General features: G+C 72.9%; 19 protein-coding genes. 12 read left to right on the forward strand and 7 right to left on the reverse strand.

From position 1 onward, the window contains the following. Positions 1-85: 85 nt before the first annotated feature. Entirely contained in the window at positions 86-799 is a 714-nt protein-coding gene (locus tag ACIPPM_RS05430) for a GntR family transcriptional regulator (RefSeq protein ID WP_401443260.1), read from the reverse strand. Between the two features lie 144 nt (positions 800-943). Here ACIPPM_RS05430 and ACIPPM_RS05435 point away from each other — a divergent pair, with 144 nt between their 5' ends. From ACIPPM_RS05435 to ACIPPM_RS05450, 4 genes are all read left to right on the forward strand, one after another. Next, positions 944-2,392, forward strand: coding sequence for an NCS1 family nucleobase:cation symporter-1 (locus ACIPPM_RS05435; RefSeq protein WP_401443262.1), 1,449 nt, complete (start codon positions 944-946; stop codon positions 2,390-2,392). A 5-nt stretch (positions 2,393-2,397) separates the two neighbouring features. Then, positions 2,398-3,120, forward strand: a complete 723-nt coding sequence (locus ACIPPM_RS05440; RefSeq protein WP_401444201.1) for an aspartate/glutamate racemase family protein — start codon at positions 2,398-2,400, stop codon at positions 3,118-3,120. Positions 3,121-3,154: 34 nt separating this feature from the next. Next, positions 3,155-3,706, forward strand: coding sequence for a DUF4334 domain-containing protein (locus tag ACIPPM_RS05445; RefSeq protein ID WP_401443264.1), 552 nt, complete (start codon positions 3,155-3,157; stop codon positions 3,704-3,706). A gap of 73 nt (positions 3,707-3,779) precedes the next feature. Continuing rightward, positions 3,780-4,769, forward strand: a complete 990-nt coding sequence (locus ACIPPM_RS05450) for an NAD-dependent epimerase/dehydratase family protein (protein WP_401443266.1) — start codon at positions 3,780-3,782, stop codon at positions 4,767-4,769. Positions 4,770-4,771: 2 nt separating this feature from the next. Here ACIPPM_RS05450 and ACIPPM_RS05455 read toward each other — a convergent pair whose 3' ends face one another. Together ACIPPM_RS05455 and ACIPPM_RS05460 are read right to left on the reverse strand one after the other, a co-directional pair. Further along, positions 4,772-5,884 (reverse strand): sensor histidine kinase, encoded by a 1,113-nt coding sequence (locus ACIPPM_RS05455; RefSeq protein WP_401443268.1) that lies wholly within the window; start codon positions 5,882-5,884, stop codon positions 4,772-4,774. A 1-nt stretch (position 5,885) separates the two neighbouring features. Then, positions 5,886-6,620: a response regulator transcription factor gene (locus ACIPPM_RS05460; protein ID WP_401443270.1), complete on the reverse strand. Its 735-nt coding sequence runs from the start codon at positions 6,618-6,620 to the stop codon at positions 5,886-5,888. Positions 6,621-6,725: 105 nt separating this feature from the next. On the opposite strand from ACIPPM_RS05460, the gene ACIPPM_RS05465 reads away from it, so the two are divergent. The 3 genes from ACIPPM_RS05465 (at position 6,726) to ACIPPM_RS05475 (ending at position 8,915) form a co-directional block, all read left to right on the forward strand. Beyond that, positions 6,726-7,457, forward strand: coding sequence for a glycosyltransferase family 2 protein (locus tag ACIPPM_RS05465; protein ID WP_401443272.1), 732 nt, complete (start codon positions 6,726-6,728; stop codon positions 7,455-7,457). A gap of 82 nt (positions 7,458-7,539) precedes the next feature. After that, positions 7,540-8,157: a DUF2064 domain-containing protein gene (locus tag ACIPPM_RS05470; protein ID WP_401443274.1), complete on the forward strand. Its 618-nt coding sequence runs from the start codon at positions 7,540-7,542 to the stop codon at positions 8,155-8,157. Further along, a complete protein-coding gene (locus ACIPPM_RS05475) occupies positions 8,154-8,915 on the forward strand; it encodes a class I SAM-dependent methyltransferase (protein WP_401443276.1) in 762 nt (253 codons plus the stop codon). Before ACIPPM_RS05470 ends, ACIPPM_RS05475 begins: the two co-directional genes overlap by 4 nt. A 310-nt stretch (positions 8,916-9,225) precedes the next feature. Here the strand turns inward: ACIPPM_RS05475 and ACIPPM_RS05480 are convergent, their stop codons facing one another. Further along, positions 9,226-10,470, reverse strand: coding sequence for a molybdopterin-dependent oxidoreductase (locus ACIPPM_RS05480; RefSeq protein ID WP_401443278.1), 1,245 nt, complete (start codon positions 10,468-10,470; stop codon positions 9,226-9,228). Between the two features lie 113 nt (positions 10,471-10,583). Here ACIPPM_RS05480 and ACIPPM_RS05485 point away from each other — a divergent pair, with 113 nt between their 5' ends. Further along, a complete protein-coding gene (locus ACIPPM_RS05485) occupies positions 10,584-11,921 on the forward strand; it encodes a hypothetical protein (protein ID WP_401443280.1) in 1,338 nt (445 codons plus the stop codon). 1 nt (position 11,922) lies between these two features. Here the strand turns inward: ACIPPM_RS05485 and ACIPPM_RS05490 are convergent, their stop codons facing one another. From ACIPPM_RS05490 to ACIPPM_RS05500, 3 genes are all read right to left on the reverse strand, one after another. Beyond that, entirely contained in the window at positions 11,923-12,462 is a 540-nt protein-coding gene (locus ACIPPM_RS05490) for a GNAT family N-acetyltransferase (protein ID WP_401443283.1), read from the reverse strand. After that, entirely contained in the window at positions 12,449-13,276 is an 828-nt protein-coding gene (locus tag ACIPPM_RS05495) for an alpha/beta fold hydrolase (protein WP_401443285.1), read from the reverse strand. The genes ACIPPM_RS05490 and ACIPPM_RS05495 overlap by 14 nt, the downstream gene beginning before the upstream one ends. Positions 13,277-13,368: 92 nt before the next feature. Further along, complete coding sequence (locus ACIPPM_RS05500; protein WP_401443288.1) at positions 13,369-14,412, reverse strand: iron-siderophore ABC transporter substrate-binding protein; 1,044 nt, start codon at positions 14,410-14,412, stop codon at positions 13,369-13,371. Positions 14,413-14,684: 272 nt separating this feature from the next. Here ACIPPM_RS05500 and ACIPPM_RS05505 point away from each other — a divergent pair, with 272 nt between their 5' ends. From ACIPPM_RS05505 to ACIPPM_RS05520, 4 genes are all read left to right on the forward strand, one after another. Then, a complete protein-coding gene (locus tag ACIPPM_RS05505; RefSeq protein ID WP_401443291.1) occupies positions 14,685-15,104 on the forward strand; it encodes a molybdopterin-binding protein in 420 nt (139 codons plus the stop codon). A gap of 140 nt (positions 15,105-15,244) precedes the next feature. Beyond that, the gene (locus ACIPPM_RS05510) at positions 15,245-15,883 is read left to right on the forward strand and encodes a molybdopterin-dependent oxidoreductase (protein WP_401443293.1); all 639 of its coding nucleotides are present in this window, start codon (positions 15,245-15,247) and stop codon (positions 15,881-15,883) included. A gap of 77 nt (positions 15,884-15,960) precedes the next feature. Further along, positions 15,961-17,343: an MFS transporter gene (locus ACIPPM_RS05515; RefSeq protein ID WP_401443295.1), complete on the forward strand. Its 1,383-nt coding sequence runs from the start codon at positions 15,961-15,963 to the stop codon at positions 17,341-17,343. Continuing rightward, positions 17,297-18,454 (forward strand): anhydro-N-acetylmuramic acid kinase, encoded by a 1,158-nt coding sequence (locus ACIPPM_RS05520; RefSeq protein WP_401443297.1) that lies wholly within the window; start codon positions 17,297-17,299, stop codon positions 18,452-18,454. The genes ACIPPM_RS05515 and ACIPPM_RS05520 overlap by 47 nt, the downstream gene beginning before the upstream one ends. The last annotated feature ends 11 nt before the right edge of the window (positions 18,455-18,465 follow it).

The following is an 18,465-nucleotide window of genomic DNA, read 5'->3' on the forward strand; positions in this document are numbered from 1 at the left end:
CCCGGCGCGGGGCCCGGTAACGGTAGGGCGGGGCGGATTGGTCCGCACGGGTGAACCGGTGCGGACGGGTGGCTCAGCACCGGGTTCAGCCCGCCGGTCCTGCCCTCCCGTCGTCCGCCTCGCCTGCCTGGCCTTCCGCGTCGGCCTCGCCGAACAGATGGCGCACCGTCGAGCGGTAGTTGGCGCGGACATGGTCCAGCGCGTGGGCGCGGGCGCGGTCCGGGTCGCCGGAGGCGATGGCCTCGTACAGCTCGTGGTGCTCGGCGAGGAGCTGGGGCCACTCGGCGTTGCGCCGGGTGAGCCAGCGCAGGCGGCCGTCGACCGGCTCCAGGACCGAGACGAGCAGGCCGTTGCCCGCCATGGCCAGGATGCGGTCGTGGAAGCGGGTGTTGACGTCCGTGATCGCCTCCGCCTCGCCCGCCGCCGTGGCCGTCGCCGCCTCCGCCAGCGTTTCCCGCAGCCGCTCCAGCGCCTCCGGGGTCGCCCGAGCCGCCGCCAGTCCGGCCGCGTACACCTCCAACGCCTCGCGCAGCTCGAAGAGTTCGCGTACGTCGTCGGGGGTCAGGCGGCGCACCACCGTGCGGCGGGCCGACTCGAACAGGACGAAGCCCTCGCCGACCAGCGCACGGATCGCCTCGCGGACCGGCACGCGGGAGACGCCGTACCGCTCGGCCAATTCCCGTTCGACCAGCCGGTCTCCGGGGCCGAGGCGGCCCGCGATGATGTCCTGCCGCAGCGCCGCCAGGACGCGTTCGCGCACCGAGCCGAGCGGTTCGGGCTTCGCCGTAAGAGGGCTCATGGGCTCATCCTCGCTGCCGGGCGGTGCTTTTACGGAGCCGTAACGGCGACGACATCGGTCGGAACGGTTGACGGCGGAACCATGACGGCAGTTTGGTATACCAAACGACCGCCGCCCTCCGCCCCCCCCGCCCCTGGAGGTCCCGTGTCCATCGCCGACCGCGCCGAAGCAGCGGGCGCACCCGCGTTCACCCCCGACCCACGCCTGACCAACGAGGACCTCGCCCCCGCCGCCCAGCGCAACTGGAAGGTCTTCGACCTGTTCGCGCTGTGGATGTCGGACGTCCACAACCTGGGCAACTACACCTTCGCCGCTGGCCTGTTGGTGCTCGGCATGAACGTCTGGCAGGTGTTCACCTCCCTCCTCACCGGCTTCGTGCTGATCTTCGTCGGGATGAACTGGATGGGCCGCATCGGCCAGCGCCACGGCGTGCCGTTCCCCGTGGTCAGCCGCATCGCCTTCGGCGTCTGGGGCGCCAACATCCCCGCCCTGATCCGGGCGTTGATCGCGATCATGTGGTACGGCATCCAGACCTACCTGGCCTCCGTCGCCGTCAACGTGATGCTGCTGGCCGCCTGGCCGGACCTGAAGTCGCTGACCGAGCACTCCTTCCTCGGCCTGGACGCCCTCGGCTGGATCTCCTTCCTGACCCTGTGGCTGGTCCAGGCGCTGATCATCAGCCGGGGCATGGAGTCCGTACGCCGGTTCCAGGACTTCTGCGGGCCCGCGATCTGGCTGGTGATGATCGCGCTCGCCGTGTGGGTGCTGGCCAAGGCCCACTGGACCATCTCGCTCACCGCGACCCCGCATCCGGTCTCCACGGGGGAGCAGTGGCGGCAGTGGTTCGGCGCGATCGGGCTGATCCTCGCGACCTACGGCACGCTGATGCTCAACTTCTGCGACTTCTCCCGCTTCGCGCCCGACTACCGGACCGTGCGGCGGGGCAACTTCTGGGGTCTGCCCGTCAATTCGACCGCGTTCGTCGTCCTCTCGGTCATCGTCACCGCCGGTTCGCTGGAGGTGTTCGGCGAGGCCGTCACCGACCCGGCGGAACTGGTCGCGCGGGTCGGCAACACCTGGGTCCTGGCCATCGCCGCGCTGACCTTCGCCATCGCCACCATGGGCGTCAACATTGTCGCCAACTTCGTCTCCCCGGCGTACGACCTCGCCAACGTCTGGCCGCAGAAGATCACGTTCAAGGTCGGCGGCATGATCAGCACGGTCGCCGCCCTCGTGGTCACCCCCTGGAACCTCTTCTCCAACCCGACCGTCGTCAACTACTTCCTCGGCGGCCTCGGCGCCTTCCTCGGACCCCTGTTCGGCGTGATCATGGTCGACTACTACGCGGTCAAGCGCGGCCGGGTGGACGTGGACGAACTCTTCGACGCCACCCCCGGCTCCCGCTACCACTACCGCCGGGGCGTCAACCCGAAGGCCCTCGGCGCGTTCCTCCCCTCGGCCGCCGTCGCCGCCGTGCTGGCGCTGGTGAAGGACTTCGGCGAGGTCGCGCCGTACTCCTGGTTCATCGGTACGGCCCTCGGAGCGGGCCTGTACTGGCTGCTGAACCGGGGCCGGACCGGAGCGGAGGCGTGAGGGCCGTGCGGATCGTCGTCACCAACTGCAACACCACACCCGGGATGACCGAGGAGATCGTCCAGGGTGCCCGGGCCGCCGCAGCCCCCGGCACCACCGTGACCGGCCTGACCCCGGCCTGGGGCCCCGAGTCCGCCGAGGGCTGGCTCGACAGCCACCTCTCGGCCGCCGCCGTCCTCGACACCCTGCGCACCTACGACGGACCGCCGTACGACGCCGTCGTCATGGCCGGGTTCGGCGAGCACGGACGCGAAGGCGTACGGGAGTTGGTCGACGTACCCGTGGTCGACATCACCGAGGCCGCCGCCCACCTCGCCTGCCTCATCGGCCGCCGCTACGGCGTCGTCACCACCCTCGACCGCTCGCGCGGCCAGATCGAGGACAGCCTGGAGACCGCCGGAGTCGCCCGCAACTGCGCCGCCGTCGTCGGCACCGGCCTCGGCGTCCTCGACCTGGCCGCCGACCCCGCCCGCACCGAGTCCGCCTTCCTGTCCGCCGCCGAACGAGCCCACGCGGCCGGAGCCGAGGTCCTCGTCCTCGGCTGCGCGGGCATGACCGGCCTCCAGCGAACCCTCTCCGAGCAACTCGGCCTCCCGGTCGTCGACGGAGTGGCGGCGGCGGTCAAACTCGCCGAGTCCCTCGTCGCGCTGACCCTCACCACGAGCCGCGCGGGCAGCTACGCCAAACCCCTCCCGAAACGCCGGGCGTGGGGACGCCCGGCATACTGACCGGATCGACGGCACCGGACGAAGGAGAGCACGCATGCTGCAGGACTTGTTCGAAGAAGTGCCGCGTACGGCCGTCGATGCGCTGGACGTCTTCGACGCGGCCGGGGCGGTCGAGCCGGACTTCATGCTCGGGACCTGGCACGGCGACGAACTCCCCACCGGACACCCGATGGACGGGCTGCTCGGCGCCAGCGGATGGTGGGGCAAGCAGTTCGTCGACGCCGAGACCGTGCACCCGCTGCTCTTCCCGTCGGCGGACGGCAGGTCGCTGTGGGCGTTCGACCCGGCCAAGGCGTTCCTCGGGCTCGGACTCACCCGGCGGCTCCCGGTGTTGCGGAACCGCTCGATGGCCGCCCCGATCAGCAACCTCCGGCCCGCCCTGCGCACCCGGTCGCCCAAGGCCCGGCTGCGCACCACCCGGTACCGCGGCCAGGACACCGCGACGATGGTCTACGACCAGGTCCCCGTCAACGACGTCTTCCGCCGCCTCTCCGACGACGCGGTCATCGGCGTGATGGACATGCGCGGCCTGCGCACCCCGTACTTCTTCGTACTGCGCCGCGACGACTCGCTCAGGGTGCTGTAGGACGACCTTACCGAGTGGTGACGTCGGGGCGGTGTGCCAGGGAAACGGCCGAGGGCGGGCCTACGTTGGGGCCATGCGTGTATTGGTCACCGGCGGTGCCGGGTTCATCGGGTCGCATGTCGTCGACGCGCTGCGGGCGTCCGGGCACGAGGCCGCGGTCTTCGACGTCCGGGACGATCCCGCCGCCGACGTCCGCGACCACGCGGCCGTGGCCCGCGCCGTCGCCGACGTGGACGCCGTCTGCCACCAGGCGGCCATGGTCGGCCTCGGCGACGGCGTCACCGACGCGGCCGAGTACGTCTCCCGCAACGACCTCGGCACCGCCGTCCTGCTCGCCGCGATGGCCGAGACGGGCGTGCGGCGGCTGGTGCTGGCCGGGTCGATGGTGGTGTACGGCGAGGGCCGCTACGCCTGCCCGGCCCACGGCGTCGTACGGCCCGGCCCACGCGCCGAGGCCGACCTGAGGGCGGGCCGCTTCGAACCGCCCTGCCCCGTCTGCGGCACCGCGCTCGTCCCCGGCCTGGTGGGCGAGGACGCCCCGGCCGACCCGCGCAACGTCTACGCCGCCACCAAGCTGGCCCAGGAACACCTGGCCGCCGCCTGGGCCCGCGCCACCGACGGCACGGCCCTCTCCCTGCGCTACCACAACGTGTACGGCCCCCGGATGCCCCGCGACACCCCGTACGCCGGGGTCGCCGCGTTCTTCCGCTCGGCGCTGGAACGGGGCGAGGCGCCACGGGTGTTCGAGGACGGCGGTCAGCGCCGCGACTTCGTCCACGTGCGGGACGTGGCGGCGGCGAACCTGGCCGCGCTCGGGGCACCGGACCGCCCCGGCACCCTCACCGCGTACAACACCGGCAGCGGCGAGCCCCGTACGGTCGGCGAACTGGCGTACGCGCTGGCCGCCGCGCACGGCGGCCCGGAGCCGGTGGTCACCGGCGAGTACCGGCTCGGCGACGTACGGCACATCACCGCCGACTCCGCCCGGCTGCGCGCCGAACTGGACTGGCGGCCCCGGATCGGCTTCGCCGAGGGGATGGCGGAGTTCGCGGGGTCCGCTTGAGTTCAGGAGGCCGGGACGGGCAGCGTCACCTCGAAGCGGCAGCCGCCGGGGATGTTCCGCACGCTTGCCCGCCCCTGATGCGCCTCCACGATCCCCCGCACGATGGCCAGCCCGAGCCCCGCCCCCGCCGGTGGCGTCCGCGCGTCCGTGCCCCGCCAGCCGGTGTCGAAGACGCGCGGCAGATCCTCCTCGGGGATGCCTCCGCAGCCGTCCGTCACCGACAGCACCACACCCTCCGGCGCCCGCCTGGCCGCGACGGCCACCGTGCCGTCGGCCGGGGTCCGGCGGATGGCGTTGACCAGCAGGTTGGCGATGACCCGGCTCATCTCCTTGCCGTCCACCTCGACCGGCACCGGCCGCACCCCGTCGCCCACCAGCCGTACGCCGTGCTCACGGGCGAGCGGACCGACCCCGGCGAGGGCGTCCCCCACCAGGTCGTACAGCGAGATCCGGGCGGGGCTGAGCGGGAGCGTCCCGGCGTGGATGCGGGAGAGTTCGAAGAGGTCGCCGACCATGCCGTCGAGGCGTTCCACCTCGGTGCGGATCTGCCGGAGATAGCGGGCCGGATCGGTGGCCACCCCGTCCTCCAGCGCCTCCGACATGGCGCGCAGACCGGCCAGCGGGGTCCGCAGATCGTGCGAGATCCAGGCGACGAGTTCCCGCCGGGACGCCTCCAGGGCACGTTCGCGTTCACTGGAGGCGGCGAGACGGGCGCTGGTCGTCGCCAACTCCCGTCTCAGGGCGTCGAGTTCGGCGGTGGCCGGTGCGGCGAGCGCGGAGAAGGCGCCCGCGTCCCCGAAGTTCCGTGCCGCGTCGGTCAGTTCGCGGCTGCGGGCGACCACCCGGCGGCCCAGCAGCAGGGCGGTGGGCAGCGAGACGACCGCGGCCATGGCGACGACCGTGGTCACCACGCGCAGGTCGTGCGGGGACAGGAACATCGCCCACGCCACCGCCATGGTGCCCGCCAGCATGGCGAACACGCCGACGCCCGCCACCACGGCCAGCGACGCGGTCAGCGAGCGGCGCCGGACCAGCCGCAGCGCGGCGGCGCCGAGGAGGCCGGAGGCGGCGGCGCCGAGGAAGGCGTAAAGGGCGATGAGGAGGTTGGCGGCCATGTCAGCACTCCTCCGGTCCGGCGGAGGCATCCGGTTCGAACCGGTAGCCGACACCCCAGACGGTACGGATCAGCCTCGGCCGGGCCGGATCGTCCTCGATCTTGCCGCGCAGCCTGCGGACGTGCACGGTCACCGTGGACAGATCACCGAAGTCCCAGCCCCACACCTCCCGCATCAGCTCCTCCCGCCCGAAGGCCCGCCCCGGATGCCGCAGGAGGAACGCCAGCAGATCGAACTCGCGGAGAGTCAGGGCGAGTTCGACACCGTCCTTGGTGGCCCGGCGGGCGGCCGGGTCGAGGGTCAGGCCCGCCGCAGCGAGCGGTCCGGAGGTGGTCGGCCGGTCGGCGGGCCGGGTGCGGCGCAGCACCGACTCCACGCGCAGCACCAGCTCGCGCGGGCTGAACGGCTTCGTCACATAGTCGTCCGCGCCGACCTCCAGGCCGAGTACCCGGTCCTCCTCGTCGCCGCGCGCGGTGAGCATGATGACCGGCACCGGGCCGCGCTCGCGCAGCCGCGCGCACACCTCCAGGCCGTCCATGCCGGGCAGCATCAGGTCGAGCACCACCAGGTCGGGCCACTGCCCGGCGGCGGACGCGAGGGCGGACGGACCGTCGGCGGCGCGGTCCACCGCATGTCCGGCACGGGACAGGTATCCGGCGACGACCTCCGCCACGGTCGGATCGTCGTCCACGACCAGGACACGGCCCGAGGGCGGTGTGGGGTACGGCTGCTGCATGCTCTCCAGCCTGGCAGCCCGGCGGGACCCGGACCTCCACCGCGGCCGGACGTCCGCGTTTCGTAAGGAGCGGAAGTCCGGTTCGTCCCGGTTCGGCTTCGTAGGGTGAAAGCCGTGACCACCTCACCCCCACCCACCGGTCCCGCCGTGGACATCGTGCTGCCCTGCCTCGACGAGGCCGAGGCCCTGCCCTGGGTGCTGGCCCGTATCCCGGCGGGCTGGCGCGCGCTCGTCGTGGACAACGGTTCCACCGACGGCTCCGCCGAGGTCGCCCGCGCCCTGGGCGCGACCGTCGTACGCGAGGAACGGCGAGGATTCGGCGCCGCCTGCCACGCCGGGCTGCTCGCCGCCACCGCCGACACGGTCTGCTTCTGCGACTGCGACGCCTCCCTCGACCCCCGCCTGCTGGTGCCCTTCGTCGAGGAGGTGCGCGCGGGCGGGGCCGACCTGGTGCTCGGGCGCCGTCGGCCGCAGGGGCGGGGGAGCTGGCCCGCGCACGCCCGTGCGGGCAACCTCGCGCTCTCCCTGCTGCTGCGCCGCCGTACGGGCCTCGCCCTGCGGGACCTCGGTCCGCTGCGCGCCGCCCGTCGCGAACCGCTGCTCACCCTCGGTCTCACCGACCGGCGCAGCGGCTACCCCCTGGAGATGGTGGTCCGCGCGGCCGACGCGGGCTGGCGGGTCACCGAGCACGACGTGCCGTATCTGCCGCGCTCCGGCGCCTCCAAGGTGACCGGCACCTGGCGTGGCACCTGGCACGCGGTACGCGACATGAGCCGGGTCCTGCGCGAGACACCCCCGGCGGATGGGGAGCGGACGGCGCCGGGGGGTACCCGGTGACCGCAGGGCCTGCCACCGGCGCCGACGGCGAGCGAACCGCATCCGACCGCGCCCTCCCCGCCCCGGCCCCAGGAGACAGCCCATGACCACTCTCCTCGTGATCGCCAAGGAACCCCGGCCGGGCAAGGTCAAGACCCGCCTCACCCCGCCGTTCTCGCCCGTGCAGGCCGCCGCGCTCGCCGAGGCCGCGCTCGCGGACACGCTGCGCGCGGTGGCCGCCGCCCCGGCCCGGCGCCGGTTGCTGGTGCTGGAGGGGCGGCCGGGGCCCTGGGTGCCGGACGGCTTCGAGGTCGTACCGCAGTGCGCGGGCGGCCTCGACGAACGGCTCGCGGACGCGTTCGCCCACTGCACCGGCCCCGCCCTGCTGGTCGGCATGGACACCCCGCAGATCACCCCCGACCTGCTGACCATGGACTTCACGGACTGCGACGCCCGCTTCGGCCCGGCCGAGGACGGCGGCTTCTGGGCGCTCGGTCTCGCGCGCCCCGAACCCGGGCTGCTGCGGGGCGTCCCGATGTCCGTGCCCGAGACGGGCACCATGCAGCGCGAGCGGCTGGCCGCCGCCGGGCTTCGGGTACGCGAGCTGCCCCGGCTGCGGGACGTCGACACCGCCGCCGACGCCCACGCCGTCGCCGCCCTCGCCCCGGACACCGCCTTCGCCGCACGACTGGCGGCCCTCACCCACCCCGGAGCGTCATGAGCACCGTGACCGCACCCCCCGCTTGGGCCGCCTCCGACCCCTACGCCACCGCGCTGCGCACCGGCCGGGGCCCGCTGTTCCTGCGCCGCGGCGACGGCTGGCTGCTGCCGCTGGACGTGGAGCGCTGGTGCGCGGCCGCCGACGCCGTGGACCGGGCGGTACTGGACCGCTGCGAGGGCGCCGTGCTCGACGTGGGCTGCGGACCCGGCCGACTCGTGGCGGAACTCGCCGTACGCGGCCGCCACGCCCTCGGTGTCGACGTGAGCGAGGCCGCGGTGGCCCGTACCCACACGGCGGGCGGACGAGCGCTGCACCGCTCGGTGTTCGACCCGCTGCCCGGCGAGGGCCGCTGGGGCACCGTGCTGCTCATGGACGGCAACGTGGGCATCGGCGGAGACGTGCCCGCCCTGCTGCACCGGATGCGCGAACTCCTCAGTCCCGAAGGTCTGTTGATCGTCGAGACGGTGCCCGGTGACGTCGACGAGCGGGCCCGCGTACGGGTGGTGGACATGGCCCACGGCGGGGGAGCGGTGGGCGAGCCGTTCCCCTGGGCCCGCGTCGGCACCCCCGCGCTGCTGCGACGCGCGCGGCACGGGGGATGGCCGGAGACCGTTCAGTGGACGGCGGGCGAGCGATGTTTCGTGGCTCTGCGCACCCGCAGGACGAGCAGGAGCGCGGAGCCCCCGAACAGCGCGGCCGTGATCAGCAGCCAGCGGGAGAGGTACACGTCCGGGTCGAGCCCCGTCGCCGACCGGTAGCGGTCGGCGGACAGCCCCAGGATCAGTGGGGACCACACCAGCAACGCCAGCCCGGACAGCACGGCGGGCACACGTACGTACAGCGTCCACCTCGCGGCGGTCCCCGCCCTCAGCGCACGGTCGAGCGCGGAGTACAGCGGCACCAGCACCAGGTCGTGCAGCAGGGCCGCGCACACGAACCAGAGAGCCACGGCGAGCCAGTCGTCGGCGAGCAGCCGCACACCCGCGTAGGCGGCGAGCGCGAACGAGCAGACCAGCAAGAGCAGTTGCAGCGGACTGCCGATCAGGGCACGAAGCGTCGGACGGCGCATCACAGGTCTCCGAAGGTCAGGCGGCCCACCCACTTGGTGTTGTGGACGCCGGGTGCGGCGGGCACGATGATCCGCGCCGGATAGCCGTGGTCGAGGGACAGCGCCTCGCCGTTGACGGACAGGGCGAGCAGGGAACGCGGGTCGGACACCTGGTTGGCGCGGAGCGCGGCCCGCCGGAACGCACCGTGGCGCTGGACGGACTCCACGAGCACATCGGGCGGACCACCGCCGTATCCGGCGAGCGCGGCGAGGTCGCGCAGTCGCACCCCGCGCCACCACTGGTCCGCCGTGGACCAGCCCTCCACGCAGGCGATCGGCAACGACGAGCTGTGCTGCGGCAGGCGCAGCAGGTCGGCGCGGCTGAGCCGTACCGTGCCCGCCGGTCCGGTGACCACCAGCCGCCAGGCGTCCGGATGGGTGTCCGCGTCGGTGATCCCGGCGTAGTGGGCCGTCTTGTTGATCTGGAAGCCGTTCGGGCCGCCACCGGGATCGGACCCGCCGTGCGGCGCCAGCAGCGCGGTACGCCGCAGCGGGCCGCCGAGGCTCTGCCCCACGGTCGTCACGAACAGCAGCAGCGAACCACCGCCGACCAGCCACAGCGCGCCCCGCCGGGACACGGTGGCGGGCACGGGCTCCGGCGCTTTGAGCCCGGCCTCGTCACCCCGCTCCCCACGCCGCCACGCACGAACGGTCCGCAGCGCCATCGGTGTCCGCAGCGCCGCGTGCACGGCGAAGGCGGCGATGAACACCCAGGCGCCGTAGAAGTGCAGGGGGTAGAACGAGCCGGGGAACACGTACTCGAGCTGGACGTTGAGCAGCCCGGTGACGAACTGGAACAGGGCGCCCCCGACCAGGAGCAGCAGTGAGACCCGCTCCAGCGCGTGCGCCAGCGATCGGGCGGGCGGCAGCGTGAACAGCTTCGGCACCACGGACCACAGCTTGGCCAGCAGCACCGGCACCAGCACGATGCCCAGCGTGACATGGACGCCCTGGGTGAGCCGGTACAGCCAGGACGGCCCGGCGGGCCAGTCGAACAGGTAGAAGCCGAGCACCCCCTTGTCCGGGGTGGTGTCGTTCACCGGTGAGAGGTCCGGGTTGTAGGCGGCGTACGACACCAGCCCGGTCACGAACAGGACGCTGACACCGCCGAGCAGCACCAGCCCGAGCACCGCCGTGAACCAGGTACCGCGCAAGGGGCTGCGCCAGAAGCGGGGAGAGGTGGGAAGCCGGGGATCGTCGCGCATGAGCCGACCGTAGGCCCGGCGGCACCCCGGAACGGCCCTGCGACCCATGACGAAACGCTGACGTCCGGCCCGGAAGGCGGACCGGAGCCGCCCCTACGGCCTAGCGTTCCGGTGTGATCCACCACCGGCCCCACACCTCACGCCGTGACCTGTACGCCGCGGCGGCAGCCGTACTCCTGGTGACCGCCGCCGTCCTGGTCGGCCGTCACATCCAGGACGCCCACCACACCCTGTTCGTGCACTGGCCGCCCCTCTTCGCCGACTGGGACCCCCACGTCGGCCCCGGCACCCCGGCCGCCCTGGTCCTCGCGGCGGCCGGGGTGGCGTACGGGCCCGCGCTCGCCGCCCGGCTGCCCTGGCGCGCGCTGCCCTGGGTGACCTGGGCCGCGTCGGCCGCCTGGATCTTCTCCCTCGCCCTGATCGACGGCTGGCACGACGGCATCGCCACCCGGCTCACCACCGCGAACGAGTACCTCCAGGTCATCGACCGCTTCCACGACATCCCGGCCACCCTGCGCGGCTTCGAGGACCACATCCTCGCCGGGGCCCCCGGCAACTGGCCCGCCCATGTGGCCGGCCATCCCCCCGCCGCCACGGTGACCTTCGTCCTGCTGGACCGGATCGGGCTGGGCGGAGGCGGCTGGGCCGGGACATGGTGCGTGGTGCTCGGCGCGTCCGCCTCCGCCGCGGTCCTGGTCGCCCTGCGCGCGCTGACGGACGAACGCCTCGCCCGGCGGGCGACACCCTTCCTGGTCCTCGCCCCGGCCGCGGTCTGGATGGGCGCCTCCGCCGACGCCTACTTCGCGGCGGTCGCCGCCTGGACCCTGGCCTGCCTCGCGCTCGCGCTCACCCGGCGGTCCCTGCCCTGGGCGACCGCCTCCGGCCTGCTGGCCGGGCTGACCTGCTACCTCTCCTACGGCCTCACCCTGATCGCCCTCATCGGACTCGCGGTGCTCGTCCTCGCCCGCGCGGACTTGCGGGCCCGCCCGCTGCTCGTGCTGCCCTTCCTCGCCGGACTGGCCGTCACCCCCGTCGTGTTCGGGCTGCTCGGATTCAACTGGTGGACGGCCTACCACCTCCTCGTGACCCGCTACTACCAGGGCGTCGGCGGCACCCGCCCCTACGGCTACTGGATCTGGGCCAACCTCGCCTGCGCGGCGATCATCACCGGCCCGGCGACGGCAGCGGCCCTCCCGCGCACCGCCGACTCCCTCGTCCACCGGACCGACCGCCCCGCAACCCGCCTGGCCCTGATCGTCGCGGCAGCCCTTGCCGCGCTGCTGATCGCGGACCTGTCCGGCATGAGCAAGGCGGAGACGGAACGCATCTGGCTGCCCTTCGCGGTGTGGCTCCTGCCCGCCTGCGCCCTGCTCCCACGCCCCCGGGCCTGGCTGGCCGCCCAGGCGATCCTCGCCGTGCTGATCAACAGCCTTCTGCTGACCGGGTGGTGAGTCACCCGGACGTCCCGCCCCGCCACGCCAGGTCGAGCTGGTACCAGCTGCCCGACCTGCCCCCGAGGTCGGCCGGACCCGCCGGACCGGTCCGGACGAACCCGGTCTTGAGCAGGACCCGTTGGGACGCGATGTTCTCCTGCGCGGTGGCCGCCCGAAGGGTGTGCAGGGCATGCCGCGTGACCGCCAGATCGCACAACTCCCGCACGGCAGCCGTCGCCACACCCCGCCCGGTGGCGTGCTCCGCGACCCTGTAGCCGAGTTCGGCGGTGCCGTCCAGGAGGTCGTAGAGGTTGAAGCGGCCCAGGACCGTGCCGTCCTCGGTGACGAGCGCATAGAACGCGCAGGCACTGGTGGCCTGTTCGGCGAGCAGGGCGTCGAACCGGTCGGTGAAGCGGGCGAAGTACTCGTCGCCACGGTCGGACACGGCGGCGGCGAAGTAGTCCCGGTTGGACAGCTCGAACGCCAGCACCGCCGGGGCCAGTTCGTCACTCAGCCGCCTCAGTCCGGCCGCCGCCCGGCCCCGCTCAGTGGCGGACATCGACCGAGGCCAGGAAGTCGCCGATCAACGCCGTGAGAGCCGCGGGCTGTTCGAGCGTGCTGCTGTGGCCCGACCCCGGCACCACTTCCAGCCGGGCCCCCTCGATGGCGGCCGCGACCCGCTCCGCGTCCGCGAGCGGAGTGGCCACGTCGTCGGCGCCGACGGCGACCAGCGTGGGTACCGAGACACGCCCCAACTCGGCGTGCACGGAGGCCCGGTCGATGACGCCGAGCACCGCCTTGCGTATGCCTGCCCGCTCGCAGCGCCGCAGGCGTCGTACCCACTCGTCGATGACGGGCTGACTCGCGGGGTCGGCGAGGAAGCCGGGGCCGAACATCGCGGTCTTCACCTTTCCGAGGACCGGCCCGACGCCCGTGAAGCGGTAGACGCGCGCCAGCAGCCGGTACTCGCCCGCCTTGTCCGCGTGCTCGCCGTCCGCGCTCGTGTCCAACAGCGTCAGCGAGCGCAGCAGTTCGCCGTGACGGGCCGCGATGCGCTGGCCGACGAAGCCGCCCATGGAGAGACCGACGTAGTGCACGGGCCCGAGGCCGAGGTGGCCGATCAGGGCGACGGCGTCGGCGGTGAGGGTGTCCATGTCGTACCCGGAGGGTGTGGCGGGCGTGTCGCCCTGGCCCCGCCAGTCCACGGTCACACAACGGTAGTGCTCCCGGAGCACCTCGATCTGCGGATGGAACATCCAGCCGCTGAAGAGCAGCCCGTGACCGAAGACGACGGCGGGCGCGTCAGGCTTTCCGGGAGGCGCACCGGTGTCCGTGTACGCGATCGCTGCGCCATTGACCTCGACAGTGGGCACGTGCGGCTCCTTCGCTTCGCAGACGTCTGCGGACGGGAGCCGAGCATAGGGACGTGCCGGGCCGATGGCACAGCGATGTGCGCGAGTTGGATCTACTTCATCGCCTTGGCGAACTCGGGTACGACCTTGTCCAAGGCGTAGTTCACCGAGAGCACCGAGTCGGTGGCGAACGCCTTGTCGAGCGCGGAGTCGGTCTCGAAGACCACGTCATGACCCGCGCGGACGGCCGGCAGCTTCTTGAACAGCGGGTCGCCGGAGATGTCCGAGGCGGCCACGCCGATGGGCTCCATGACGACCAGGTCGGCGTCGAGCTTGTTCACGTTCTCGTGGGAGACGCTGATGAAGAAGCTGCTGCCGCCCTGCTTGTCGACCCACGGGTTGTTCTTGAAGCCGAGCCGCTGGAGGAAGTCCACCCGGCCGCTGCTCTGGACGTAGGCGCCGAAGCCCTCGGAGGTACGGGACCCGGAGGTCACCGTGCGGCCCTTGAACTCGGGGTGGGCCTTGGCCGCCGCGGCGAACTTCGCCTTCGTACGGGCGATGAGCTGCTGCCCCTTGTCGTGCAGGCCGAGCGCGTCCGCGACCATCTCGGTCTGGTCCTGCCAGTCGGTCAGGTACTGGTCGCCGCCCTTGGGCACGCCGACCGTCGGGGCGATCTTGCTGAGGGTGTCGTAGCGCTTCTGGTCGCCGCTCGACTTGGTGTCGAGGATCAGGTCGGGCTGGAGAGCCGCGATCTTCTCATAGGCGGGCTCCATCGTGCCGATCTTCGTCGGGCTCTTCGTGTACTTGCCCTTGGCCCAGGGACCGACGCCGTCGCCGCCGAAGGCGAGCCAGTCGCTGGCACCGATGGGCTCGACGCCGAGGGCGAGCGCGGTCTCCGCGTCACCCCAGCCGAGCGCCACCACGCGCTTCGGCTGCTTCTCGACGGTGACCTCACCGAACTTGGTCGCGACCTTGGCGGGGAAGTTCCCCTTGGCGACCGCGCCGGTGTCGTCACCGCCCGTGCCGCCGGAGCCGGACGAGCAGCCCGCGATCACAAGAGAGGCGGTGACGGCCAGGACACCCGCCGCGAGACGGCGACCGTGCGACGGCGAGACGCCGGAGGCCGACCGCGCCGGAAAAATCGAACGATTGAACATGAAGGAAGGCTAACCTAACTTTTACTCGGCACGCGTTGCACGGAGGCACCCGTTCCGTATCGCGGGTGATCCTCTGGTTTGCCAGCCCGGTACGGGACGGAGGGTGGCGGATGCGACGGGGGTCGCGGCGGGCGCGGTCGCCGCGGCTACGTTGAACGCGCACAGCGGAACGCGTACAGCCGAACACGCACAGCTTTGAACGCACACGGCTTTGAACACGCACAGCTTTGAACGCGCACAGCCCACCGACGTCTCGTCCCGCGAGGAGCGCCATGAGCCTGAGCATCCGCAACCAGATCGCCGGCACCGTCACCGACATCGCCCACGGCGAGGTGATGGCGACCGTGAAGGTGCGCCTCGACGGCGGCCACGACCTCACCGCCGCGATCACCCTGGAGTCCGTCAAGGAGCTGGGACTGGCCGAGGGCTCCGCCGTCCGTGCCCTGATGAAGGCCACCGAGGTGGCGCTCGCCACCGAGCGGGTGCGGGGGCTGTCCATCCGCAACCAGCTGCCCGGCACGGTCAGCTCCGTCGCCCTCGGCGGCGCCATGGCGACGGTGACCGTCACCGTCGACGGCGGCGCGCTCACGGCGGCCGTCACCCGGGACGCGGTGACCGACCTCGGCCTGGCGGCGGGCTCACCGGTCGTCGTCCTGATCAAGTCGACCGAGGTGTCGCTGGCGACCGTGTAGGGCCCGACGGCCGCGCGGAGCCGGGCGACCGGCTCTCGCGGCGGGCGCGCGCCGATCCCGGGCCGCGCCCGTCCGCGCGGGGGCACATACGCTGCAAGGGAAGACATCCGCGCCGTGGACCGGCGGAGAGGGGCTCCCACGTGGCCGGCAACCGACAGGGCACCACCGGCGCCATCGCCGACCTGCCCGGACGCCTCCCGCCCGGCCAGCGCCGCGTCAACGGCTGGCCCGTCTCGCACTACGGCTCCGTGCCCCGCTTCCGCCCCGCCCGCTGGAACCTCCGCGTCATCGGCGCCACCGCCGACGGCGAGGAGCGAATATGGCTGTTCGACGAGCTGACGGCACTCCCGCACGGCACGGTCGTCGCCGACCTGCACTGCGCGACGGGCACCACCTCCACCGACCACGAGTGGTACGGCATCCCCGCCCGCGCCCTGCTCGACCTGGTCCCCCCGGCCCCCGGCGTCACCCACGTGATGGCCTGGGCGGAGTACGGCTACGCGACCAACATGCGCCTGGCCGACTTCGACGCCCCCGGCACCATCCTCGCCACCCACCACAACAGTGAACCCCTCACCGCCGAACACGGCTTCCCGCTCCGCCTGGTCGTGCCCCACCTCTACGGCTACAAGAGCCCCAAATGGCTGCGTGCCGTCGAGTACCTCACCGAGGACCGCCGAGGCTTCTGGGATGAACGCGGCTACCACAACATCGGCGACCCCTGGCGGGAACAGCGCTACTCGCACCAGGAGCAGCCGGGGGAGGGGCCCGCGCGATAGGCCCTGCCCTGCGCCGGGTAAGCGTGGGCGTCCTGCGCCCGGGTAAGCGAGGGCCCGGCTGGGCACGCATTGCTGCCATGGAGCTGAATGACGAGAACCGGGCGACCGCGGGCCGCGGGCCGTCGGTGCGGGCGCTCGCCGCCGGGTCGGTGGGCAATTTCATCGAGTGGTACGAGTTCGGTGTCTACGGCTACTTCGCCACGGTGATCGCGGAGCGCTTCTTCACCCCGACCGGGGGCGGCACGGTCGAGGGCCTGGTCAAGACGTACGCCGCCTTCGCGCTCGCGTTCTTCTTCCGCCCGGTCGGCGCGGCCCTGTTCGGTCGGCTCGGGGACCGGATGGGGCGGCGCCCGGTGCTGATCCTGGTGATCTCGCTGATGACGGTGACGACGGCGCTGATCGGCGCGCTGCCGACGTACGCCACGGTGGGCGTCCTGGCACCGTGGCTGCTGACCTTGCTCCGCGTGTTCCAAGGGCTGTCCGCGGGAGGGGAGTTCGGGGGCGCCGTCGCGGTGATGACCGAGTTCGCGCCGCCGGGCAGGCGGGGACTGTACGGCGCGTGGCAGTCGTTCACCGTGGCGCTCGGGCTGCTGGGCGGGGCCGGGGTCGCGGCGGTGCTGGCGAGCGCGCTGACCGAGGCCCAACTGAGTTCGTGGGGGTGGCGGTTGCCGTTCCTGCTGGCGCTGCCGATGGGGCTGGGGGCGCTGTGGCTCCGGCTGCGGCTGGACGAGACACCGTCCTTCCGGGAGCAGGAGCGGGAGCCCACCGAGTCCCTCCCCGCGCGGCACGTGGTGTGGGCGGTCGCGCTGGGCGCCGGACGGGTGATGGGCTGGGCTGCCGCTGGGTACGCCTTCCTGGTCGTGCTGCCCTCGTACCTCCAGACGGCCCTGCACGCCACCTTCCGGGAAGCGCTGACCGCGACCGTGCTGGCCAACCTCGGCTTCGCCGCCACCATCATCCCGGCGGGCCTGCTGAGTGACCGGATCGGGCGGCGGCCCGTGATGCTGACAGGGGCCGGCCTGGTCGTGGTCCTGGCGGTTCCTCTCCTCAACCTCTTGCAGAGCGACGGCACTTCGACACCGCTCAAGGGACTGGCCGTACTGATCGCGGGCGCGATCGTCGGGCTGATGGCCGGGCCGGGCCCCGCGCTGCTGGCCGAGATGTTCCCGACCCGGGTGCGCTGCACGGGCCTCGGACTCGCCTACGCCCTGTCCAATGCCGTGTTCTCGGGCTGCGCGGGGCTCATCATCACGGAGGCCGTGAAGCGGACCGGGAACGTGGACGTACCCGCCTACTACGCGGCGGCGGCCTGCGCGGTGAGCATGCTCGCCCTCTTCAAGAGCACCGCGTTCAACGGCACTTCCGTCAAGGGCACTTCTTTTACGGGTACTTCGGGAAAGGCGGGTGGGGTGGATGCTGGTGATCGGCCTGATGTCGGGAACGTCGTACGACGGGATTGACGCGGCGGCGGCCGAGCTGCGCCTCGCCGGGGACACGCTCCTCCTGAGGCCGCTCGGGATGGTGAGCGAGCCGTACGACGACGGGCTGCTGGAGCTGCTCGCCGGAGCGCTGCCCCCGGCGGCCGTACCGCTGGCCGACGTATGCCGTCTCGACACCCGGATCGGGCAGGCGTTCGCGGCGGCCGCCGCTCGGGCCGACTCCGAACTGTGCGGCGGGTCGGCCCAGTTGATCGCCTCGCACGGCCAGACGGTGTACCACTGGGTGGACGGCGACCGCGTCCACGGCACCCTGCAGCTCGGGCAGCCCGCCTGGATCGCCGAGGCGACGGGGCTGCCCGTCGTCGCCGACTTCCGGCCCCGTGACGTGGCCGCGGGCGGCCAGGGCGCGCCGCTGGTCAGCCTCGTCGACCTGCTGTGGCTGCGGGGCAGGCCGGGCACGCCCGTCGCGCTGAACATCGGCGGCATCGCCAACCTCACCGCGCCGGACGGCACGGCCTTCGACACCGGTCCGGGGTGCGCGCTGACGGACGCGGCGGCGCGGGAGTCCAGCGGGGGCCTGCTGGCGTACGACGCCGACGGCGCGCTGGCCGCTCGCGGCCAGGTTCATTGCCCGCTGCTGGACAGGCTGTTGGGAGACCCGTATTACGCCCGTCCCGCGCCCAAGACGACCGGCAAGGAGCTGTTCCACCCCGGTTATCTGCGGGCGACGGCTGCCGACCTGCTGGCCGGTGTCTCCGCCGAGGACATCCTCGCCACCCTCACCGAGCTGACCGCCCGCACGATCGCGGACGCCGTACGGTCGGTCGCCGCCACGGAGGTCATCGCCTCCGGCGGCGGCACCCGGAACCCCGCGCTGATGCGTGCCCTGGGCGCCGCACTCCCCGGCATCCCGGTCCGCGTCTCCGACGAGCTGGGCCTCCCCTCGGCCGCCAAGGAGGCGTACGCCTTCGCCGTCCTGGGCTTCCTCACCCTGCACGGCCTCGCCGGGACGGACCCCGCCAGCACGGGCGCCCGCCATCCGAGCGTCCTCGGTTCGCTCACCCCCGGCCGCGACGGACTCAGGTTGCCCGCCCGGCCGGAACAGGCGCCCGTACGACTGGAGTTGAAGTGACTTTGGCCCCC

Source organism: Streptomyces sp. NPDC090119 (assembly GCF_044747085.1).
Lineage (GTDB): Bacteria > Actinomycetota > Actinomycetes > Streptomycetales > Streptomycetaceae > Streptomyces.